At 66.1% G+C, this 20,806-nt stretch carries 19 protein-coding genes; 11 read left to right on the plus strand and 8 right to left on the minus strand.

All coding sequences use genetic code 11. The features are described 5' to 3' along the window. The first annotated feature begins 8 nt into the window (after nt 1-8). From ACQR0U_RS00695 to ACQR0U_RS00710, 4 genes are all read left to right on the plus strand, one after another. Complete coding sequence (locus ACQR0U_RS00695; protein WP_434842448.1) at nt 9-1,334, plus strand: SDR family oxidoreductase; 1,326 nt, start codon at nt 9-11, stop codon at nt 1,332-1,334. Further along, the gene (locus tag ACQR0U_RS00700; protein ID WP_434842449.1) at nt 1,334-1,744 is read left to right on the plus strand and encodes a thiol-disulfide oxidoreductase DCC family protein; all 411 of its coding nucleotides are present in this window, start codon (nt 1,334-1,336) and stop codon (nt 1,742-1,744) included. Before ACQR0U_RS00695 ends, ACQR0U_RS00700 begins: the two co-directional genes overlap by 1 nt. Nucleotides 1,745-1,879: 135 nt before the next feature. Beyond that, complete coding sequence (locus ACQR0U_RS00705) at nt 1,880-2,950, plus strand: YeiH family protein (protein ID WP_434842450.1); 1,071 nt, start codon at nt 1,880-1,882, stop codon at nt 2,948-2,950. 7 nt (nt 2,951-2,957) lie between these two features. Further along, entirely contained in the window at nt 2,958-3,842 is an 885-nt protein-coding gene (locus tag ACQR0U_RS00710; RefSeq protein ID WP_434842451.1) for a LysR family transcriptional regulator, read from the plus strand. Between the two features lie 97 nt (nt 3,843-3,939). Here the strand turns inward: ACQR0U_RS00710 and ACQR0U_RS00715 are convergent, their stop codons facing one another. The 3 genes from ACQR0U_RS00715 to ACQR0U_RS00725 form a co-directional block, all read right to left on the minus strand. Then, nucleotides 3,940-5,184, minus strand: a complete 1,245-nt coding sequence (locus tag ACQR0U_RS00715) for a flavin monoamine oxidase family protein (protein ID WP_434842452.1) — start codon at nt 5,182-5,184, stop codon at nt 3,940-3,942. Between the two features lie 126 nt (nt 5,185-5,310). Beyond that, nucleotides 5,311-7,137 carry a translational GTPase TypA gene (gene typA, locus ACQR0U_RS00720; protein ID WP_315716745.1) on the minus strand — a complete coding sequence of 609 codons (1,827 nt, stop codon included), beginning with the start codon at nt 7,135-7,137 and terminating at the stop codon, nt 5,311-5,313. Between the two features lie 403 nt (nt 7,138-7,540). Continuing rightward, entirely contained in the window at nt 7,541-8,302 is a 762-nt protein-coding gene (locus ACQR0U_RS00725; RefSeq protein ID WP_316191532.1) for a Crp/Fnr family transcriptional regulator, read from the minus strand. Nucleotides 8,303-8,469: 167 nt separating this feature from the next. Between ACQR0U_RS00725 and ACQR0U_RS00730 the strand changes: the two genes are divergently transcribed. Then, nucleotides 8,470-8,844: a response regulator gene (locus tag ACQR0U_RS00730; protein ID WP_434842453.1), complete on the plus strand. Its 375-nt coding sequence runs from the start codon at nt 8,470-8,472 to the stop codon at nt 8,842-8,844. A 36-nt stretch (nt 8,845-8,880) separates the two neighbouring features. Here the strand turns inward: ACQR0U_RS00730 and ACQR0U_RS00735 are convergent, their stop codons facing one another. Then, complete coding sequence (locus ACQR0U_RS00735) at nt 8,881-10,452, minus strand: alkaline phosphatase D family protein (protein WP_434842454.1); 1,572 nt, start codon at nt 10,450-10,452, stop codon at nt 8,881-8,883. A gap of 139 nt (nt 10,453-10,591) precedes the next feature. Continuing rightward, complete coding sequence (locus tag ACQR0U_RS00740; protein WP_316183624.1) at nt 10,592-11,935, minus strand: TAXI family TRAP transporter solute-binding subunit; 1,344 nt, start codon at nt 11,933-11,935, stop codon at nt 10,592-10,594. A 374-nt stretch (nt 11,936-12,309) separates the two neighbouring features. Here ACQR0U_RS00740 and ACQR0U_RS00745 point away from each other — a divergent pair, with 374 nt between their 5' ends. Both ACQR0U_RS00745 and ACQR0U_RS00750 read left to right on the plus strand, forming a co-directional pair. Continuing rightward, nucleotides 12,310-12,612 (plus strand): 4a-hydroxytetrahydrobiopterin dehydratase, encoded by a 303-nt coding sequence (locus tag ACQR0U_RS00745; RefSeq protein WP_434842455.1) that lies wholly within the window; start codon nt 12,310-12,312, stop codon nt 12,610-12,612. Nucleotides 12,613-12,717: 105 nt separating this feature from the next. Further along, entirely contained in the window at nt 12,718-13,131 is a 414-nt protein-coding gene (locus ACQR0U_RS00750; RefSeq protein WP_434842456.1) for a YkvA family protein, read from the plus strand. 119 nt (nt 13,132-13,250) lie between these two features. On the opposite strand, the gene ACQR0U_RS00755 is transcribed toward ACQR0U_RS00750, so the two are convergent. The 3 genes from ACQR0U_RS00755 to ACQR0U_RS00765 form a co-directional block, all read right to left on the minus strand. Beyond that, nucleotides 13,251-14,426 carry a TAXI family TRAP transporter solute-binding subunit gene (locus ACQR0U_RS00755; protein ID WP_315716753.1) on the minus strand — a complete coding sequence of 392 codons (1,176 nt, stop codon included), beginning with the start codon at nt 14,424-14,426 and terminating at the stop codon, nt 13,251-13,253. Nucleotides 14,427-14,575: 149 nt separating this feature from the next. Continuing rightward, nucleotides 14,576-15,586, minus strand: a complete 1,011-nt coding sequence (locus tag ACQR0U_RS00760; protein WP_434842457.1) for a hypothetical protein — start codon at nt 15,584-15,586, stop codon at nt 14,576-14,578. Between the two features lie 518 nt (nt 15,587-16,104). Next, nucleotides 16,105-17,079: an NADPH:quinone oxidoreductase family protein gene (locus ACQR0U_RS00765; RefSeq protein WP_315750543.1), complete on the minus strand. Its 975-nt coding sequence runs from the start codon at nt 17,077-17,079 to the stop codon at nt 16,105-16,107. Nucleotides 17,080-17,341: 262 nt separating this feature from the next. Between ACQR0U_RS00765 and ACQR0U_RS00770 the strand changes: the two genes are divergently transcribed. The 4 genes from ACQR0U_RS00770 to ACQR0U_RS00785 all read left to right on the plus strand — a co-directional run bounded on the left by ACQR0U_RS00770 (nt 17,342) and on the right by ACQR0U_RS00785 (nt 20,749). Beyond that, nucleotides 17,342-17,953, plus strand: a complete 612-nt coding sequence (locus ACQR0U_RS00770; protein ID WP_315716756.1) for an invasion associated locus B family protein — start codon at nt 17,342-17,344, stop codon at nt 17,951-17,953. 115 nt (nt 17,954-18,068) lie between these two features. Beyond that, a complete protein-coding gene (gene rlmN, locus ACQR0U_RS00775; RefSeq protein WP_315750541.1) occupies nt 18,069-19,280 on the plus strand; it encodes a 23S rRNA (adenine(2503)-C(2))-methyltransferase RlmN in 1,212 nt (403 codons plus the stop codon). A 157-nt stretch (nt 19,281-19,437) separates the two neighbouring features. Further along, nucleotides 19,438-19,923 (plus strand): hypothetical protein, encoded by a 486-nt coding sequence (locus tag ACQR0U_RS00780; RefSeq protein WP_434872065.1) that lies wholly within the window; start codon nt 19,438-19,440, stop codon nt 19,921-19,923. A 46-nt stretch (nt 19,924-19,969) separates the two neighbouring features. Then, complete coding sequence (locus tag ACQR0U_RS00785; protein ID WP_434872066.1) at nt 19,970-20,749, plus strand: phosphatase PAP2 family protein; 780 nt, start codon at nt 19,970-19,972, stop codon at nt 20,747-20,749. The last annotated feature ends 57 nt before the right edge of the window (nt 20,750-20,806 follow it).

Consider the following 20,806-nt stretch of genomic DNA (forward strand, 5'->3'; position numbering starts at 1 on the left):
AGACGCGCATGATCACGTCAACCAACCCCCGCATCCTCGTGCTTGGCGCCTCCGGCCTGATCGGACGCTTCATCACCGACGATCTGCGCCAGCGCGGCTGTGCGACGGTCGGTGTGGCGCGCGCGTTCTCGCCATCACAACGCACGTCACCGTTCGACATCGAGCTGCCTATCATGGCGCTCGATGCGCCGGCTTTGGCGAGTCTGATCCGCGCCCACGAGATCGACGTCGTCGTCAACTGCCTCGGCGTCCTGCAGGATGGTCCGGGCAGCGATACCGCTGCCGTGCATCGTGAGTTCGTCGCGCGCGTGCTCGCAGCGATCACGGCCTGCGGCCGTCGCGTACGCTTCATTCACATCTCGATCCCCGGCACGGCCGATCAGGATCGCACCGCCTTCGCGACCACCAAGCGCGAGGCGGAGCAGTTGATTGCATCCTCAGACATTCCCTACGCCATCCTGCGCCCGGGCTTCGTGATCGCGCCATCGGCCTATGGCGGCAGCGCGATGGTCCGCGCGCTCGCGGCGCTTCCGGTCGACCTGCCGGCGAGGGATGCGGCGACGCCGTTCCAGCCGGTGGCGGTGGCGGACATCGCCGCGACCATCGCCTGGCTCGCGATGCGGCCGATCGATGACGAGGCGACACGCGCGGTGAGCTGGGACCTGATGCAGCCCGAGGCGGTGACGCTTGGCGACGTCGTCGATGCATTTCGGCGCAGTTTCGGCACGACGGATTGGCCACGCGTTGCCGTGCCCGCACTACTGATCAATCTCGGCGCTTTCGCCGGTGACCTCTGCAGCCGGCTCGGCTGGATGCCGCCGATGCGCACCACCGCGATCGCCGAGCTTCGTCGCGGGGTGCACGGCGATCCCGCACCATGGATCGCGGCAACCGGCATCACCCCCACACCGCTGGACGCCCTCGGCACGCGTGGCGCCACCATTCAGGACAAATGGTTCGCGCGGCTGTTCCTGATCAAGGCACTGATCATCGCGAGCCTCGTGCTGTTCTGGGTCGCATCGGGGTCGATTGCACTGTTCGTCTCGTTCCCGGCGACCACGGCGGTCCTGACCACGCACGGCTGGCCGGAAGGCTTTGCGATTCCGTTCGCGGCGATCACCAGCATGATGGACATTTCGGTCGGTCTATTGATCGCGTTCCGCAAGACCGCAGCATTCGGGCTCGCCGCCGGCATCCTCGTCTCGCTCGGCTACATGCTCGGCTGCGCGATCCTCACCCCCGATCTCTGGCTCGAGCCGCTCGGCGCCCTGGTGAAGACGGGACCTGCGATCGTGCTGATGCTGGTCGCGCTGCTCATGATGGACAATCGCTGATGACCAACTGGCCCGACGATGACGTGATCCTCTACGACGGCGTCTGCGTGTTCTGCTCCCGCTGGGTGCAGTTCGTGATCGCGCGCGACACCGCCAAGCGCTTCCGCTTCACGCCGATCCAGTCGCCCTACGGCACCCGGCTGGCGCAGGCCTTCGGCATCGATCCCCAGGACCCCGACACCAATGCGGTCGTGCATGGCGGCAAGGCGCATCTGAAATCCGATGCTGCGCTGACCGTATTGTCGAACCTGCCGGGCTGGAGCTGGACGCGCGCACTGCGCGCCATTCCGAAGCCGCTGCGCGATGCGGTCTATGGCATGGTCGCACGCAACCGCTACCATATCTTCGGCAAATACGAATCCTGCTTCGTGCCGGATGCCGAGCTGCGCAAGCGGGTGCTGGAGTCGTGATCCGGTCGGCGGTGAGATGCGGCCACGAGCACCGATTAATCGATTGAACCGAATGATACGTGCGATATAATCTGTTGGATCGATTGTTCACAGCATGAAATTCTCTTCCTCGCACTTGGTTTGGGAGAGATTTCCATGGCTGCCCCCTCGCACGATCTGATCGCCGATGCGCCCGTTGCCATTCATCATCGACCTATGCACGCGCCTGCGACGCCGGCGGCACCGACGCTGCTGCCCGGGCTCGCGCTGTCCGCGGCGCTCGCGGCCGGCGCCTTCGGGCTGCGCCTGCTGCCGGGCCTCGGCCTGTTCAGCCCGATGATCCTGGCGATCGTGGCAGGGATGGCGCTGCACAACGTGGTCGGCACACCGGCGCGGGCCAAGCCCGGCGTCGCCTTCTCGATGCGTCGCGTACTGCGGCTGGCGATCATCCTGCTGGGCCTGCAACTGACGGCGACGCAGATCGTCGAGGTCGGCGCGCGTGGTCTCGCCGTGATCGCGCTGAGCCTCACCGGCACCTTCCTGTTCACGGTGTGGATGGGACAGCTGCTCGGCGTCAATCGCAAGCTGGCGGAGCTGATCGCCGCGGGCACCTCGATCTGCGGTGCGTCCGCCGTGATCGCGACCAACACGGTCACGCGCGCCCATGACGAGGACGTCGCCTATGCGGTGGCCTGCGTCACGGTGTTCGGCTCGATCGCAATGTTCATCTATCCGCTGCTTCCGGCGCTGCTGCATCTCGACGCGCACGCCTTCGGCCTGTGGAGCGGCGCCTCCATTCACGAGATCGCCCAGGTGGTCGCGGCCGCGTTTCAGCAGGGCCAGCAGGCCGGCGAGTTCGGCACCATCGCCAAGCTCGCCCGCGTGATGCTGCTGGCGCCGGTCGTGCTCACGCTCGGCCTGCTGGCAACGCGGCGTGCGCGCCATGGCGGCGAGACCCGAGGCAATGCGCAGCCGCCACTGCCCTGGTTCGTGTTCGGCTTCATCGCGCTGGTCGGCCTCAACAGCGTGATCAGCATTCCCGCCGAGATGAAGACCGTGATCGTGACGGCGACCACGTTCCTGCTGTCGATGGCGCTGGCCGCGATGGGACTGGAAACGGATTTCGCCAAGCTCAAGGCCAAGGGCCTGCGGCCGCTGGCGCTGGGCCTGCTCGCCTTCCTGTTCATCGCAGGCTTCAGCCTGGCCCTGGTGAAGCTCACCACATAGGACGCTTGTGACGCTCGAACAGCTCAGGATCTTCGTTGCGGTCGCGACCCGCGAGCACGTCACCCAGGCGGCGCGCGACCTCAATTTGACCCAGTCGGCGACATCGGCGGCTGTGGCCGCGCTCGAAGCGCGCTACGAGACCAGGCTGTTCGATCGCGTCGGACGCCGCATCGTGCTCACGGCGACCGGGAAGGCGTTTCTCGTCGAAGCAAAGGCGGTGCTGGCGCGCGCGGCCGCCGCCGAGACCGTGCTGAACGATCTCGCCGGCCTGAAGCGCGGGCAGCTGGCGCTGGCGGCCAGCCAGACCATCGCGGGCTATTGGCTGCCGGCCTTCATTCACCGCTTCAGTGCCGCGCATCCGGCGATCAAGCTGCAGCTGTCGATCGGCAATACCGAGCAGGTCGCGACCCAGGTCCGCGAGGGCTCTGCCGATCTAGGCTTCATCGAGGGCGATGTCGACGATCCCGTGCTCACGGTTCAGCCGGTCGCGCAGGACAACATGGTGCTGGTCGGTCCGATCGATCATCCGCTGTGCCGCGGAAGGTCAGTGACAACCGGCGACCTGAGGACGGCGCGCTGGGTGTTGCGCGAGCAGGGCTCCGGCACGCGCGCCGCGCTCGAAACAGCGCTTGGCCGCTTCGGAATCACCCCGGCCGAGCTCGATGTGGTGTTCGACCTGCCGTCCAACGAGGCCGTGCGCGGCGCCGTCGAAGCCGGCGCCGGCGTCACGGTGCTGTCGCGCCTCGTGGTCATGCGCGCCGTCAAGGCCGGGCTGCTCGCCGTCGCCAACATCGAGCTGCCCAAGCGGCACTTCTACAGCCTGCGCCACAAAGAGCATCACCAGACGCAGGCCGCGCGGGAGTTTCTGCGGATGGTGGAGGAGACGTATTGATCGGCACGTCATCGCGAGCGCAGCGAAAGCGATCCGGAAATCCCACCGCGGTGACAGTCTGGACTGCTTCGCTGGGCTCGCAATGACGATCGATGGACTAGCGCCTGGTTAATGACGCCAGAGCTTCCCGCGCCGCGCGCTCGCCGCTGTCACGCGCGCCATGGGCGGTCGAAAAGAAATCCGGGGGCGTCGCCTCGCCGGCGAAGAACAGCCGATCATCAACCGGCGCGGCCAGCACGGCGCGCTTGTCGGCATGTCCGGGCAGTGCATGCGAATAGGCGCCGCGCGCGAACGGGTCGGCGCCCCAGCGGGACTCGGCGAGCGGACGGAGGCTGTTGCGGATGTCGTTGCCGAGCAGGGCCGCGATGTCGTCGATCGCCTGCGCCGCCAAGGCCCCCTCGCCCGCCGCCTCGATCTCGCGGGCGAAGCTGCCGCCATAAAAGCCTTCGATGCAGGGCTGGCCGAACGGGCGCAGCTGGAAGCTGCCGACCCGCGCGGTGTGGCTGCGGCCGCGCATGCCCGAATCCCTCGGCAGGTGCTCCCAGCCGTCGAGCGCCAGCGTCACCTTGTTGTCCAGCCCGAGTGGCAGGCCGGTAGCGGCTTCGACCTTGGCATGCAGCGCCGGCGTGAAACGGAGCGCTTCGTCGGCGATGAGATTGGTCGGCACGGTCACGATGACCTTGTCGGCCGTCAGCGTGCCCTGTGACGTCGTCAGGCGGATGCGCCTGTCGCCACGGTCGATCAGCGTCACGTTGCAGTCGAGCACGATCGGCAGGTCCGCACCGTAGGCTGCAACGAGGGCGCCATAGCCGCGGCGGATCCGCCAGTTCAGCTCGGTGTCCTCATAGGCATCGAAGTCGAGCAGCGACATCTGCGCCAGCTCGCAGCCGTTGAGATAGGTGCAGATCGCGTCGATCATGCCGTTCCAGCGATTGCCGGGCTCGAGGCAGATGCTCGCAGGCGCATCGCGGCCGCTCCTGGCAGCCTCCGCGGTACGCATGAAGAACGCCTCCAGCGCGCGGATGAATTCTTCGCGCTCTTCGCGCGGGAATGCCGCCTCATACGCCTGATCGCGCCAAGGTGGACGTGACTTGTCGATGGCGAAAGCGAGCTTCCCGGCGATGGCGACGAACGAATTGCGATCGGCCGAATGCAGCCAGCCGCAGCCGAGATCGAACGTGACATCAGGCGAAGCCATGATGGTGTGGGCACGCCCGCCGATGCGGCCGCGGGCCTCCAGGACGATGAACGAGACGCCCTTGTCCTGCAGCGCATGTGCGGCGCCGAGGCCCGCGGCACCCGCCCCGATGATGGCGATGTCGATGGAGGATGGGAAAGACATTGGCTCATCCAACTCCGTCGTCATGCCCGGCCTTGTCCCGGGCATCCACGTCGTCCTCGCAAGCCCCAAAACGTGGATGGCCGGGACAAGCCCGGCCATGACGCATTTGAGAATGGAGGGCGGAAATTACGCCACCGCTTCCTTCTGCTTCTCGGCGCGCTTGCGCTCGTTCGGATCGAGATGCTTCTTGCGCAGCCGGATCGACTTCGGCGTGACCTCGACCAGCTCGTCGTCCTCGATATAGGCGAGCGCCTTTTCCAGCGTCATCTTGATCGGCGGCGTCAGGCGGACTGCCTCGTCCTTCGACGTGGTGCGGATGTTGGTGAGCTGCTTGCCCTTCAGAACGTTGATCTCGAGATCGTTGTCGCGGGTGTGCTCGCCGACGATCATGCCGCGATAGACCTTCCAGCCCGGCTCGATCATCATCGGGCCGCGGTCCTCCAGCTTGAACATCGCGTAGGCCACCGCCTCGCCCTGGTCGTTGGAGATCAAGACGCCGTTGCGGCGGCCGGCGATCTCGCCCTTGAACGGGGCATAGCCGTGGAACAGGCGGTTCATGATCGCGGTGCCGCGGGTGTCCGTGAGCAGCTCGCCCTGATAGCCGATCAGGCCGCGGGTCGGCGCGTAGAACACCAGCCGCAGGCGGTTGCCGCCGGACGGGCGCATCTCGATCATCTCGGACTTGCGCTCGCTCATCTTCTGCACGACGACGCCGGAATGCTCCTCGTCGACGTCGATCACGACCTCCTCGATCGGCTCCAGCCACGCGCCGGTGGCCTCGTCCTTCTGCAGCACCACGCGCGGACGCGACACCGACAGCTCGAAGCCTTCGCGGCGCATGGTCTCGATCAGGATCGCGAGCTGCAATTCGCCGCGGCCCGACACTTCCATGGCGTCCTTGTCGGCGGATTCGACGACGCGCAGCGCGACATTGCCCTCGGCCTCGCGCAGCAGGCGGTCGCGGATCATGCGGCTCGTGACCTTGTCGCCTTCGGTGCCCGCCAGCGGCGAGTTGTTGACGATGAAGGACATCGACACGGTTGGCGGGTCGATCGGCTGCGCCGGGAGCGGAGTCTCGACCGAGGGATCGCAGAACGTGTCGGCGACGGTGCCCTTGGTCAGGCCCGCGATGGCGACGATGTCACCGGCCTCGGCCTCGTCGAGCGGCACGCGCTCGATGCCGCGGAACGCGAGAATCTTGGAAATACGGCCCTGCTCGACGACCTTGCCTTCGGCGTTCAGCACCTTCACGGCCTGGTTGGGCTTGATGCTGCCCGAGGTGATGCGGCCGGTGATGATGCGACCCAGGAAGTTGTTGGCCTCCAGGATGGTGCCGATCATGCGGAACGGTCCCTCTTCGACCGACGGCGCCGGCACATGGCGCAGCACCAGGTCGAACAGCGGCTGCATCCCGGCGTCCTTCGGACCTTCCGGGCTCTCGGCCATCCAGCCCTGCTTGGCCGAGCCGTACAGGATCGGGAAGTCGAGCTGCTCCTCGGACGCGTCGAGCGCGGCGAACAGGTCGAACACCTCGTTGATGACCTCGGTCGGACGGGCGTCGGGACGGTCGACCTTGTTGATGACGACGATCGGCTTGAGGCCGACCTTGAGCGCCTTGGAGACCACGAACTTGGTCTGCGGCAGCGGACCCTCGGCGGCGTCGACCAGCACCAGGGCGCCGTCCACCATGTTCAGGATGCGCTCGACCTCGCCGCCGAAATCGGCGTGGCCGGGAGTGTCGACGATGTTGATGCGGGTGTCCTTCCACTGCACCGAGGCGGCCTTGGCCAGGATGGTGATGCCGCGCTCGCGCTCCAGATCGTTGGAGTCCATGGCGCGCTCGGCGACCTTCTGGTTCTCGCGGAAGGTACCCGACTGCTGCAGGAGACGATCAACCAGGGTGGTCTTGCCGTGGTCGACGTGGGCGATGATGGCGATGTTGCGAAGATTCATGGTCGGTGTCTTCTAAGCTTTCTCAAGAGCTCGTGCTCTGTCCCCGGCGGGGCGCGCGCTTTGTTATAGTCGAATCAAGCTGTTAGCTTTGCGACGCGCGCTCGCGAAACTCGTTCGGCGGCAGGGGCCGGCAGCCCCAAATAGGAAGCCCGGCCAATCGACCGGGCAGACCTCACGCGTTGCGGCGCAATATAGGCAAAAAATGCCAAAAAACAATGACTGCTTTCAGGAACGAGGAGCGGTTTCCGAGCGGCTGGCTAACGCCTCCGCGACCGCACGCTTCCGGGCAGCGCGGGAGAAGACGAGACCAACCACTCCGACCGGCAATCCCACGAGGACCAGCGCTGACAGCCAACGCGGTTGGCCGGTGTCTGTGCGCGGAAAGTCAATGGCGCCTGCAGGCTCAGCCCGCCGCGGCCTGCTCGGTCGGATAGACGCCGCGCAGGACCTCCTCGAAATGGGTCTTCACGGCCTCGTTGCACAGGCAGGAGCGGCGCTTCAGCGCGTCGAAGTCCCGCACCATGAAGGCGCCGCGGCGGGTTTCGAGAATACCCTCGGCCCTGAAGGTCTGGACAACCCGGCTGACGTAGCTGCGGCCGACGCCCAGCAGCGTTGCCAACTGCTCATGCGTCAGCGGCACGATCGGCTCGCCATCGGTACGGTCCATCGCGGCCACGATCCACTTCGCCGTCCGCTGCTCGATCGAATGGATCGCGTTGCAGGCGGTCGACTGGAACATCTGTGCCAGCATGCAATCGGCGTAGCGCGCGAACACGTTGCGCAGCGTCTTGGATTGCAGCTTGGCGGCCGCCAGGCGGGACAGCGGCAGCCGTGCGAACGGGCCGCCGAACTTGACGACGATCCGCGTGTAGGCCGGCAGGAAGCCCTCGCTGACGATCCCGCCGACGGCGCCCTCGCGGCCGACCAGAATGGTCTCGACGTCGCGGCCATCCTCATTGGGAACGAGATAGGACGTAAGCGCCGGCCCGCAGGGAAAATGCACGATCTGGACGTCGTCACCCGGACTGTAGAGCAGCTCGTTCGGCGTTGCCTCGTCCTCCACCAGATAAGGCGAGATCAGCGCGTAGTCGGCCGGACTGAGCCGCCGCAGCAGGTTGTTGTAGGGCCGCTCCCGGCTCAGCGTGGCCACACCTTGGCTCAGCATCGTCATCCCCGTGCGCAACGCATGTGCGTGATCCGTGCACCTTGTGTTCACAAGTGCACCGACAGAGGAACTCTGATGTGCTGCCTTGGTTCCAGGAACCCGCCAGCGCGCTCGAGAGGAGGCGCCGGCCGCGGGGTCCATCCCTCATCCTGGAACCCGCAGATCCCATGACCAGCTCGCAATCAGGCGTGCCCGAGTTCTATCAGCATGTGCTGGTCGTCGAAGACGACCCCATCATTGCGCTCGGACTGGAAGACACCATCACCGACCTCGGCGTTCCCGACATCAGGATCGCAGCCGACGTCGCAACCGCGCTCGCCATGATCGCCGAGCGCGTCCCGCAATTCGCGCTGCTCGATGTCGGCCTGGTCCGCGAAAAGAGCTTTGCGATTGCCGAGCGGCTGACGGCGCTCGGCATTCCCTTCGCATTCTCGACCGGCTATGGCGCCGACCGCGTGCCACCCTCGTTCGCCGACCGGCCGCGGCTGCCGAAGCCTTGCCCGACCGAGGCGCTGGAGGCGGTGCTGCGGCGACGCGATTAGTTGCGGTCGCCGCACGCGGTCGCCGACGCGGAAGGCTCAGCCCAGCTTCGGATCGAGCGTGGTCGACCACAGCGCGACGTCGGCGCGATCCCGCAGGGTCACGGTCATCTGGCCCGTGGCGCCTTCGATCTTGACGTGGCCGAAGAACTGCATGCCGGCCGACGGCGGCAGATTCTGCTTGTCGAGGCCGGGCGCCTTGATGAAGCGCACCTCGGGGCCGAAGGTGTTGTCGAGCTCGTTCGGACCGAACGTGCCGGCATGCAGCGGACCGGAGACGAACTCCCAGAACGGCTCGAAGTCCTGGAACTGCGCCTTGTTCGGATCGTAATAATGCGCGGCCGCGTAGTGCACGTCCGCCGTCAGCCACACCGTGTTCTGGATCGGCGCGGTCTTGATGAAGCGCAGGACCTCGGCAATCTCGAGCTCGCGGCCGCGCGCCGGGCCGTCACCCTGGGCGATGGCTTCCGAGCCCTTCTTGTTGGCCGCGTCGTCATAGACGATGATGCTGAGCGGCATGTCGGAGGCGATCACCTTCCAGGTCGCGCGGGAATTGAGCAGCGCCTGCTTCAACCAGCGCATCTGCTCCGGCCCGATGAAGTAGGACGCCGGACCATACTTGTCCTCGAGATTGGGACCGTTGGCGCCGCGGTAGCTGCGCTCGTCGAGCACGAACACGTCGAGATGCGGGCCATAGTTGATGGTGCGATAGACTCGGCCCGGCTCGATGATGCTCTCGCGCATCGGATACATCTCGTGGAAGGCGCGCGCCGCGCGGGCCGCGAGCAACTGGATGTTGCGCTCCTTGTAGGCGGCGGGCAGCTCCTTGGAGGCCGACCAGTTGTTGGTGACCTCGTGATCGTCCCACTGCACGAAGATCGGCACCTCGGCATTGAAGGCGCGAACGTTCTCGTCGAGGAAATTGTATTTGTGGGCGGCACGGAATTCGTCGAGCGTCTCGGCGACCTTGGCCTTCTCTTCCACGGTGAGGTTCTTCCACACCTTGTTGTCCGGCAGCTTCACCTCGGACTTGATCGGACCGTCGGCGTAGATGGTGTCGCCGGAGTGCAGGAAGAAGTCCGGGCGGTGCTTCCTCATCGTCGAGAAGGTGAACATGCCGCCATCATCGGGATTGATGCCCCAGCCCTGCCCCGCCACGTCGCCGCCCCAGACGAACGAGACGTCGCGCTTGTTGCCTGGCGCGGTGCGGAAGCGGCCGGCCACGGCCTCGCTTTCGACGGCGGTATGCGACAGGTCCCGGAACTTGACACGGTAGAAGATGTCCTGGCCGCTCGGAAGGCCGTCGATCAGCATCTTGGCCGTGAAGTCGCTTTCCGGAAGCGCGGCGATCGGTGGCAGCGCCCGTGCGTCCTTGAACGACTCGGTGGTCGCCACCTCGACCAGCATCTGCGACGGCCGGTCCGCGCGCGCCCAGACCACGCCACCATCCATGCCGACGTCGCCGGACTGCACGCCATGCGTGATCTGCGGCCGGTCGGCGGCGCGGCTCAGATAGGGCATCGCCAGCGTCGTGACGCCGGCTGCGGCGGCCGTCGACAGGAAGCGGCGGCGGGACAGGGCGGTGTGCGGTCGAGGAATGCGAAGCGTCATGCGGATCTCCTGGTCGGATCGCGCGCGGGAGCCGGCGCGAGCCACGGCCCGGCAGACCTAGAAAAGATTGATGACGCTGGAATTACAATCGCGCCGTGGACAGCGCGTGACACGGCCGCAGGGCAAGCGTGGTCCGACCTCAGGTGCCGGCGGCACGCAGCTGCGCGCCGGTTCGCTGCAGATTGGCGGGCATGCTCATCAGGATGAGCTTGCGATCGGCCACCGCGTTGTGGAACTGCTCGAGCGCGATGTTGAACGCGGTCAACGCCCCGTGCTCGATTGCACCATCCTCGAAGCAGGTCAGCGTGTTGCGCAGGATCTCGTCGGCCTCGCTCTGCAGCTGGTCGAGCTCCTCGGTCGAATCGCTCTTGCGCGCGATCGTGATCATCTCCAGCAGACGATCGCGCAGCGAGGTGTTGATGGTGCGTTCGTCGCGCTTGAGATAGCCGGCGAACCAGGCACCGGCCGAACCCATCGCCGAAAGCGCCATCAGGCCCCACCAGATGTAGTCGCTGTAGCGGTCGAGGAATGTCTTCTCCTCGCCGTTGATGAACGCCGCCGCGCCGGGATGCGCCGGAATCGCGGCGTCCTTGTCGGTGTCGGGGGTCTCGATCTTGGCAGCCAGCGGGAACTCCGACAGCAATTGCTGGCGCACCGAAAACAGCTGATGGGTGAACGCGGACACGGTCGAATCCGACAGGCCTTTGCGCGCCACGATGTGGTGGTTGAAGCTGATGGTCTTCACCTCGTCCTCGGGACGATCGGGCGAGCCGCCAAACGCGCCGGCGGGAATTTCGGTCGATTCATATTCGGGGTGGTTCTGCGCGATCGCTTCGGCCGAATCGATCGCCAGGAAGGTCGGCGTGCCGCCGTCCTTGGTGGCAGCGGCGATCGCATCCGCCGTGATCTTGCTATTGATCGGTCCGGCCGCAAGATAGACGTCCGCCCGCTGGTTGCGCACGGCTTCGGCGGCCTCGGTGATCGGGACTTGGACGATCTCGACCTTGCCGGCGTCGACGCCGTACTGATGCAGGATCACCTTCAGCAAATTGGCGTTCGCCGGGGTCCGACCGATGATGCCGACCTTGTGGCCCGCGAGCTGGGAGATCTTGGTAATCTTGGCGCCCTTGCGACCCTTGCCCTTGCCGCCCGGAGGCACCCAGAGCACGGCGACGTTCTTGCGCAGCGTCGCCACGGCCTGCGCGTTCTTTGGGACCTCGAGGTCACCCCGGACGATCGCGAGATCAACCTTGCCTGCGGCCAGCGCCTGCGCGCTCTGTGCGGCGCCCTCCGTCGGAACCGGCCGCAGCCTGACGGAGGCGTGCGACTGGGAAAAGGCCTGGGTCAGGGCCTGGACGACCTTCAGGTCGTCGCTGTTGGGCGGACCGACCGCGATCTTGAGCACCACGGGACGCATCGCGAAATAGTAGGCACCCGTCAAAGCGCCGACGACCGCGAGGATCCCGGCGATGACGATGAACACGGCAGGGCGCATCCGTGAGCGCTGCGCTGGCGTGGTCTGAGTATCTACCAGATCCCGTCCTCCGGTGGTCCAGGCCCGGGCGATGCCACAGGCGGCTTCGTCTGGCCACGTCGTCCTTCAATAGAGCCGAACTGTAGCAAATTTCTTGTCCGCCCGGAGTGACATCTGCGTCATGGTTACCATCGCACCAGTCGCCGGAGGATCGGGGCAGTTCCAAGCGCCTCCGGCATCGCGCCTGTGACAAGGCTCTGATCGGGATGCGTTTTCGGTTAGTCTTGGCAACCGGACACCGGCGCGATCCAGCCGGAGGTAGCCCCGCAGTCGCCCGGATGCTGCCACGTGTCCGGTCGATTGCACCACGAGAGGAGATCGAGATGCCGCAACCATTGTCGACGGAGGCACGCGCCACCGCCTTGCGGGAGCTTCCCGGCTGGTCCGAGGCACAGGGCCGTGAGGCCATCGCCCGCACGTTCACATTCACAGACTTCAACGAAGCCTTCGGCTTCATGACCCGCGTCGCCCTGGTCGCTGAAAAGGCTGACCATCATCCCGAGTGGCGCAACGTCTACCGCACCGTCGAGGTGGTCCTCACGACCCATGACGCAGGCGGCGTGACCATGCGCGACATCGCGCTCGCCAAGGCGATGAATGCGATCGCCGCGACGATGCGCGGCTGAGATCTTGGCGACGACGGCACGCGCCTTGCGGCCGGCGTCGCCATCACCACATCCGAGGGCGAGGACCGCGCCCCCAGCGCCGTCTGGAACCGGAGATCGGACATCATGTCGGATGCGACCGACTACAGCGTTGGCTTCGAGCCCGCGGAGCGGCTGGCCCGGGATCGCGAGACCCTTCGCCGTCGTTTCTGGATCAAGTTCAAGAAGGTTGTCGCGCGGCTGCCATTCGCCGAGGAGCTGCTTGCAGCGTATTACTGCGCCTTCGACAAGGAGACACCCCGGCACGTACAGGTCGCCCTGCTCGGCGCCATCGCCTACTTCGTCGTGCCGTTCGACTTCATGCCTGACGTGTTGCCCATCCTCGGCTTCACCGACGACGCGGCGGTGCTCGCCACCGCCATCCGCATGGTCGCCTCGAACATCACGCCCGACCATCATGCGGCAGCCCGCGCCGTACTCGCGCGGCTGGCGGCAGACAAGAACGCTGACGTCGCGAAGGACGGCGAGAATATCGGCTGACGGCGGCTCCGGCCGGCAAGCCGGGCGCCCGCAGTCAGCGCCTCGGAAGGGCAGAACAGCAAAAAGCCCCGCATCCGCGGGGCTTTTCTCCTGATGGGACTTCGTCGAACGCTACGAGCTCAGCGCTGGCCCCGCGCCTGGGCGCGGGCGCTGCCGGTCTTCTCGGCCTCCCAGGCCTGGTACTGCTTGAACAGCGCCTCGCGGTCGGCCTCGCTCGGCATCGCCCTGCCGGCGCTGCTCTGCTTCAGGAAGTCATCGAAGCGGTCGCGCTGTGCGCCTTCCATCGCATGGCTCTCCAGCCATTTGCTCGCGGACGGCAGCCGCTGCCAGCCGGCCAGCGGCGCCGACAGCGAGACCTCCTTCCACTTCGGATGGAACGGCGGATTCTGGAATGCCGGGAATTTGGTGAAGAAGGCGTCGACGAAGGTCGCGAGCTTGCGATAGCGGTCGGTGTTCGGCGCCCAATTATAGGCGGCGAGCACGGCCGGCACCGCGATCGTGTCGACCTTCTCGCCCTCGGCGATCAGGTTCGGGTAGTCCTTCGCCGTCAGGGTCGCCGGCAGATAGTCGGTCTGCAGCGGTCGATCGTAGTCGACGTTGACGAGATGGAAGCGGCCGTCGTTCACGAAGGTCGAGACCGACTTGTAGGGCTTGCCGCCGACCACGATGACGGCATCGAGCTCGCCGCGCTTCAACTTCTCCATCGCGATGCGCTGCTCGATGTAGGCGAAGTTGGCGCGCAGGCCAAGCCGCTCGAACACCGTCAGCGCCGTGACGAAGGTGCCGCCATTCGGCAGGTCGACGCTGACCCGGCGGCCCTCGAGGTCACGCAGGTTGCGCACCGCGCGCGGCGCGATCACCTGCATCTCTTCATTGTAGAGCTTGGTGACGTAGGTGAACTGCCGCTTGATGTCCTTGGCGAAACCCTTGCGCTCGAGGTAGTCGAGCGTATCGGCGCGGACGACGCCGAGATCGACGCCCTGCAGGAACAGGATGTCGGCCACGCTCTGCACCGAGCCGCGGCCGACGATCGGCAGGACGCGCAGATTGTTGCCGTCGTCGAGCAGCGAGGCCAGATCGGCGCCGAACTGCACATAGGTGCCGCCAATGGTGCCGGTGATGAGCGTCACCGTGTTGGCGTTCAGCGCCTGCTTGGTCTGCACCGAGCCGAACTGGAAGATCGCCTTGAGGCTGTCGCTCACCTTGGCGGGGTCGAACTCGCCTTCCTCGGCGTGGGCAGCGAAACCGCACGCAATCATCATTGCGGCCAGGGCCGCTCCAACAAGACGTCGCATCTGTCCCCCTTGATCTAAGGCTGGCACATGTTTGCGAGCCGGAACGCGGGCAGCACCAGGTCTCGCCTGGCATCGCCCATGAACAGACTCGAAAATCACGCGTGAAACAAAAAAATGAAACGAGGCGGCATCGCTGCCGTCACGAGCGTTCAGTTCTGCAGTTGATCGAGCCTGCGCTGCGCTTCAGCCGAGCCGAGCTGGGCGGCGCGGCGGTACCAGTTGCGAGCCGCAGCCGGATCGGCATTGATGTTGCGGATGTCCTTCGTCCCCAGCACGTGGGGATCGTAGGTCTGGGCAAGCATCAGCGCCGCGGCCGGTTCTTGCGCCTCGGCCGCGCGCTCCAGCAGCAGTCGGGCCGGCGGGATGTCGCCCGCGGCCAGCAGGCTCTTGGCGCGTTTCATGATGCCCGCGAGTTCGTCGGGATCGAGCCGGCGGACCTGCGCGGGCGGCGGAGCGGCGGTCACGGCGCCGAGGCCGGGTGCGACGATTGCCGATCCGGCGCCCGGCGAATTGATCGAGGATGGCTCCATCGCGCTCGGGGCCGGCGCGGACGGTGCCGTGGCGAAGCTCGGTGGTGCTGCAACCGGCGCGGGCTGCGTCACACTGCGATTCTGCAGCGCTGTCTGGTAGGCGTTGGCGATGTCGTCACGCGTCGGGGCCACGGCTGCCGTCTGCACCGGCGCCGCCGCAGCCGGCGGCTCGGCGGGCGGCAGTCGCGCCGGCTCGTTCAGCTGCATGTCGCGCGCGGTGAGCTGCGTGTTGGTGGCCTGCGGCGGGGCCGTCGGGTCCGGCGTGGCGCCGATGATGGAAGCCTTGGCACTGGCGATCAGGTCGCGCGTCGCATCCGAGGTGACAAGCGCGAAGAGCACCGCGACGCCGGCCGCAGCCACCACGGCGAGAAGAATCCGGGACGAGACCGAGACGCGGCGGGTCCGCTCCGGCCACTGGTCCTCGAAATGCGTGCTGTCGATCTGGTTGCCGCTCTCATACTCAGAGAGGAACATCGGCATCGATTCGTCGTTTGGATAGTTATCCTGGGTCGACCGGCCGAAACGATAGCTCGGTGGGCGCTCCTGAGGGAGTTCGTCGGCGAAAGGCCTGAAGTCAGGCTCCGAAGGAGTTCTGTTGTTGAAACGCCCGCGCGTCGTCCGCTCAGCCATGGCCTTCATCCCCATCTCAACTTCACGCAACATACTTTTGGTCCCAAGCCCGTCAGAAGCTCGAGACGCGTCACGATTGCCAGAGGCACCCCACTGCCGACAACTAATTGACTAATTGAATCCGACTAAAAGTGGACGAGAGCCGGCATGATTCTGGAAACATTTTGATCTGATTGTGGCAACGCACGTGCGACATCGCACGGCACCAAATCCAGAAACGTCGTGATAACAACGGCCAAGCCTCAAATTAACCATGCCACAATGTGGCGTGGTTGTGTTAACCAAGAAACGCTCGTTTTCGGATTTTCTGCTTCCGGTTGCGAATCCGTGACGCCGGCGCGGCAGCCCGCCGAACAAATTTGCGACCGCCGTGCAGCGCGCGGATGTCACAGCGACGCCGGGCCGGCTCGAGCATTCCGTCGGCAGAACAGCCAGGGCTCTGCTCGGTTTGGTTGTGCGGATCAGGGCGAGGCTATCCCGGGGAGTACAGCCCCCCGGGGCCTTCATGCGCGACGTCCTCAGGGGTGCAGGATCACCTTGCCCATCGCCTGGCGGCCGGCCAGCACCTTCAAGGCATCGGCGGTCTGAGCCAGCGGGAAGGTGCGGTCGACATGCGACGACAGCTTGCCCTCCGCGGTCCACTGCACGAGCTTTTCGAGGTTGGCGCGGTTCTTGGCGGGGTTGAGTCGGGTCCAGGCGCCCCAGAACACGCCGCGGATATCACAGCCCTTCAGCAGCGCGAGGTTCAGCGGCATCTTCGGGATGTCGCCGGCGGCGAAGCCGATCACCAGGAATCGGCCCTCCCATGCGATGGAGCGCAGCGCTGCCTCGGCGTAGGCGCCTCCGACCGGATCGAAGATGATGTCGGCACCCTTGCCGTCGGTGAGCCGCCGCAGTCCCTCCTTGAGATCCTCCTTGGCGTAGTTCAACGTCAGCGTCGCGCCGTGCTGCCTGGCAAATTCGAGCTTCTCGTCCGAAGAGGCGCAGGCGATGACCTTCAACCCCATCAGCTTGCCCAGCTCGCAAGCCGCCAGGCCGGTGCCGCCGGCGGCGCCAAGCACGGCCAGCGTCTCGCCCGGTTTCGGACTGGCACGATCCTCCAGCGCATGCAGCGCAGTGCCGTAGATGATGATGATGCCGGCGGCGCGATCGAAATCGAGATTGTCCGGAATCTTGACGATCGACGCGGCCGGCAGCGCGATCTTTTCGCGCGCGCCGTTGTGGCCGCAGGAGGCAACGACACGGTCGCCGACCTTCAGTTCGGTGACACCATCGCCGACGCTCTCGATGACACCCGCGACCTCCGCACCCGGTGAGAACGGGAACGGCGGCTTGATCTGGTACTTGCCTTGGATCATCAGGATGTCGAAGAAGTTCAGCGCCGCCGCCTTGATCGCAATCACGGCCTCGCCGGGACCGGCCACCGGATCTGGCACCTCGGTGAGGACGAGATCGTCGGGCTGACAGAATTGCGAGCAGAGAATGGCTTTCATGGGCGCTCCTTGGTCGTTGCCGCCGGATCGAGGTCCGGCTTTGGGAACGTCATGCCGGATTTGCCGCCGCGCCACAATCATCATCAGGCCGCGGCAGCTGCGCGGCGCCGGGCCAGGGACGCGGAGCACCGGACAATCCAGCTCTGCGGCCTTTGCAAGCGGTGCATTTAGCCGCTATCCATCGCGACCACGGTCAGCGATTCCGGGCCATTTTCCAGTCACAATATTGGTGGAACGAAGTCGCGGGGGAACTCAACGTATCATGTTGTTCGGGCGATTGTTGACAACGCTGGTCGGCGGCGTGCTGCTGTTCGGAGCTCCGAGCCTCGTAGCGGCACAGAGCGCCGCGCCAAAGGCCGCAGCTCCGCATCCGAAGGCCGCACCGAAATCGGAATCGAAGCCGGCCGTTCCCAACATCGGCGGCGCGGAACCGACGCTGATCGGACAGTTCGGCGGCTGGGGCGCCTATACCGCGATGCCCGGCGGCAAGAAGGTCTGCTTCGCGCTGGCCAAGCCGACATCCTCCAAGACCAATCCGCCCAACCGTCCGCGCGATCCCGCCTATGCCTTCGTGTCGACCCGGCCCTCCGAGAAGGTCTTCAACGAGGTCTCGATCATGATCGGCTATGCGCTGAAGCCGGGATCCGACGCCACGGTAGAGGTCGGCGGAGCCTCCTATGCCATGTATACCCAGGGCGACGGACTTTGGATCAAGAACGCCGCCGAGGAAGAGCGGATGGTCGATGCCATGCGCAAGGCGCCCGAGGCCGTGGTCAAGGGCGTCTCGGCCAAGGGCACGGAGACCACCGACGTGTTCTCACTGAAGGGCCTCGCCCAGGCGCTCGACCGCATCGCGCAGGATTGCCGCCGGTAGACGGCGGCCGCCGGTACCGCTCGTCAGGCGGGTCGCATTTGTCGGCCGGATCGTTATATAAGGCCGCTGAACGCCTTCGGCCGCCGCGGCCGGGCAGCACTTTGGGCCCATCGACATGGCAACGACTGCCGGGCTGCGCGACTCCTCTGCGCCCCTCGAAAAGACTCCGCTCGAAACCTACGTCCCGCCGGCGAAGCCCTCGCTGATCGGCCTGTCACGCGCGGAGCTGGCAGCAAGGCTCGGCCAGGTCGGAGTGCCCGAGCGCCAGCAGAAGATGCGGGTGCAGCAGTTGTGGCACTGGATCTATTTCCGGGGCGCCAGGTCGTTCGACGAGATGACATCGGTATCGAAGGACACACGCACCGCGCTGGCCGAACATTTCACGGTCGACCGTCCCGAGGTCGTGGCCGAGCAGATCTCCAACGACGGCACCCGCAAATGGCTGCTGCGGCTGCCGAGCGGCGACAATCTGCAGAAGGCGCACGAGGTGGAGTGCGTCTACATCCCCGAGACCGATCGCGGCACGCTCTGCGTCTCCTCCCAGGTCGGCTGCACGCTCAACTGTTCGTTCTGCCACACCGGCACGCAGCGGCTGGTGCGCAACCTGACGGCCGGCGAAATCGTCGGCCAGGTCATGGTGGCGCGCGACCGGCTGAACGACTGGGCCGACCGCGAGACCCCGCTCGGCAACCGGCTCATCACCAACATCGTCATGATGGGAATGGGCGAGCCGCTGTACAATTTCGACGCGGTGCGCGACGCGCTGCTGATCGTCTCGGACAACGAGGGCATCGGCATCTCCCGCCGCCGCATCACGCTGTCGACCTCCGGCGTGGTGCCGAACATCAAGCGCGCCGGCGAGGAGATCGGCGTGATGCTGGCGATCTCACTGCACGCCGTGCGCGACGAACTGCGCAACGAGCTGGTGCCGCTCAACCGCAAATATCCGATCGCCGAGCTGCTGCAGGCCTGCCGCGACTATCCCGGCGCATCCAACGCGCGCCGCATCACCTTCGAATATGTGATGCTCAAGGGCGTCAATGATTCGCTCGACGACGCCCGGCTGCTGGTCAAGCTGCTGAAGGGCATTCCGGCCAAGATCAACCTGATCCCGTTCAATCCCTGGCCCGGCTCGGCGTATGAGTGCTCGGACTGGGAGCAGATCGAGAAGTTTTCGGAATACGTCTTCAACGCGGGCTATTCGTCGCCGGTGCGCACGCCGCGCGGCCGCGACATCCTCGCCGCCTGCGGCCAGTTGAAGTCGGAGACGGAGAAGCTGTCCGCGCGGGAGCGTCAGGCACTGCGCGCGATGGCGATGACGGATTGATGATTGATCGCGCCTGCATCTCCGAACGAGATCGTCATGCCCGGGCTTGACCCGGGCAGCCATCGATTCATCGACCGAGAGATGGATGGCCGGCTCATGCCGGGCCATGACGAGCGAAGAAAGCGGGGCCTCGCTTGGGTAATACGGGTCTAAAGCCATGGCGCTGATCGGCCGTCTCGTCGTGATCGCGTTCGCGTTTCTTGCCGCGTGCTTCCTCGCGGGGCTGATCGTGGTGACCGCAGTCCTGTTTCCGGAGTTCTCCGATCTCGGCAACGGCCCGATCGATCAGGGCGCGTTCGAGGTCATCATCGGCTTCGGCTTCATCTTCGTGTCGGGCTTCGCGCTGATCCCGGCGCTGCTGATCGCACTGATCACCGAGGCTTTCTCGATCCGCAGCGTGCTCGCCTACGCGATCGGCGGCGGCGTGGTCGGCGCAGCCTGCTATCTCGGCCTGGTCCCGTTCGATCCCGAGACCTTCCGGTTCGAGGGCATCGTGCGTCGCCATCTCGAGATCCTGACCGGGGCCGGCATCGTCGGCGGACTGGTCTATTGGCTGATTGCCGGCCGCAACGCCGGCTGCTGGCGCGAGCCGTCGCCGCGCCTGCCGCCACCACCGCCATTGCCGTTGGGATCGCCACGTTGAGCCGCCAGCCTTTCCATCGCCATCCGCTTTCGCTAAACCGCGCGCCATGAACCGGACCGGCCTCTTCATCGCATTGTCGCTCGCGCTCGTCATCGGCGTGCTGTTCGGCGTCTATCCCGAGCTCGACCTCAAGCTGGCCGCGCTGTTCTACGATCCGCGCACGCACAGCTTCCCCGTGAAGCTCGACGGCTATGCTGCGTTCGCGCGCGATGCCGCGATGTGGGTCGCCTGGGGCATCGCGCTGCCGTCCATCGTTGCGCTGGTCTCGAAGCTCGTCCGTCCCGACCGGCCGCTGCTGGTGAAGGGCCGCACCATGGCGTTCCTGCTGCTGACCTTGTCGCTCTCGGCCGGCGTGCTCACCAACTTCACCTTCAAATCCTATTGGGGCCGGCCGCGCCCGGTTGTGGTGGCCGAGTTCGGCGGCGACATGCAGTTCGTGCCGTGGTGGGATCCGCGCGGCGGCTGCGGCCGCAACTGCTCGTTCTTCTCCGGAGAGGGAGCCACCGCATTCTGGACCCTGGCGCCGGCCGCGCTGACGCCGCCCGCGATCCGGCCCGTCGCCTACGGCGCCGCCGTCCTGTTCGGCATCGCCACCTCGGTGTTGCGGATGGCGTTTGGCGGACATTTCTTCACCGACATCGCCGCGGCCGGCCTCGTCACCTTCATCGTGATCTGGCTGCTGCACGGCTACATCTACCGCTGGCCGTCCACCCGCCTCACCGACGCCGGCATCGACGCCGCCCTGACCCGCTTCGCCTGGCCGGGCTTCCGCCTGATGCGCCGGCTGTTCGGCCGCCGTACCGCGGATACCAGCCCCGCAGCCTGAGCGCGGGCCGGTCACCCTCAGTCGCCATTAAAGGCGTGCCCAGCAACGCAAAATCTG

The sequence above is a fragment of the Bradyrhizobium sp. HKCCYLRH3097 genome, assembly GCF_051167875.1.
Taxonomy (GTDB): Bacteria; Pseudomonadota; Alphaproteobacteria; order Rhizobiales; family Xanthobacteraceae; genus Bradyrhizobium.

Excerpts from the sequence above, each read along its gene's own strand:
- ACQR0U_RS00705 (WP_434842450.1), top strand. The coding sequence starts at position 1,880 with ATGGCTGCCCCCTCGCACGATCTGATCGCCGATGCGCCCGTTGCCATT.
- rlmN (WP_315750541.1), top strand. The coding sequence starts at position 18,069 with ATGGCAACGACTGCCGGGCTGCGCGACTCCTCTGCGCCCCTCGAAAAG.
- ACQR0U_RS00765 (WP_315750543.1), bottom strand. The coding sequence starts at position 17,079 with ATGAAAGCCATTCTCTGCTCGCAATTCTGTCAGCCCGACGATCTCGTC.
- ACQR0U_RS00700 (WP_434842449.1), top strand. The coding sequence starts at position 1,334 with ATGACCAACTGGCCCGACGATGACGTGATCCTCTACGACGGCGTCTGC.
- ACQR0U_RS00780 (WP_434872065.1), top strand. The coding sequence starts at position 19,438 with ATGGCGCTGATCGGCCGTCTCGTCGTGATCGCGTTCGCGTTTCTTGCC.
- ACQR0U_RS00715 (WP_434842452.1), bottom strand. The coding sequence starts at position 5,184 with ATGTCTTTCCCATCCTCCATCGACATCGCCATCATCGGGGCGGGTGCC.
- ACQR0U_RS00760 (WP_434842457.1), bottom strand. The coding sequence starts at position 15,586 with ATGGCTGAGCGGACGACGCGCGGGCGTTTCAACAACAGAACTCCTTCG.
- ACQR0U_RS00730 (WP_434842453.1), top strand. The coding sequence starts at position 8,470 with ATGACCAGCTCGCAATCAGGCGTGCCCGAGTTCTATCAGCATGTGCTG.
- ACQR0U_RS00695 (WP_434842448.1), top strand. The coding sequence starts at position 9 with ATGATCACGTCAACCAACCCCCGCATCCTCGTGCTTGGCGCCTCCGGC.
- ACQR0U_RS00735 (WP_434842454.1), bottom strand. The coding sequence starts at position 10,452 with ATGACGCTTCGCATTCCTCGACCGCACACCGCCCTGTCCCGCCGCCGC.
- ACQR0U_RS00770 (WP_315716756.1), top strand. The coding sequence starts at position 17,342 with ATGTTGTTCGGGCGATTGTTGACAACGCTGGTCGGCGGCGTGCTGCTG.
- ACQR0U_RS00755 (WP_315716753.1), bottom strand. The coding sequence starts at position 14,426 with ATGCGACGTCTTGTTGGAGCGGCCCTGGCCGCAATGATGATTGCGTGC.
- ACQR0U_RS00750 (WP_434842456.1), top strand. The coding sequence starts at position 12,718 with ATGTCGGATGCGACCGACTACAGCGTTGGCTTCGAGCCCGCGGAGCGG.
- typA (WP_315716745.1), bottom strand. The coding sequence starts at position 7,137 with ATGAATCTTCGCAACATCGCCATCATCGCCCACGTCGACCACGGCAAG.
- ACQR0U_RS00785 (WP_434872066.1), top strand. The coding sequence starts at position 19,970 with ATGAACCGGACCGGCCTCTTCATCGCATTGTCGCTCGCGCTCGTCATC.
- ACQR0U_RS00725 (WP_316191532.1), bottom strand. The coding sequence starts at position 8,302 with ATGCTGAGCCAAGGTGTGGCCACGCTGAGCCGGGAGCGGCCCTACAAC.
- ACQR0U_RS00745 (WP_434842455.1), top strand. The coding sequence starts at position 12,310 with ATGCCGCAACCATTGTCGACGGAGGCACGCGCCACCGCCTTGCGGGAG.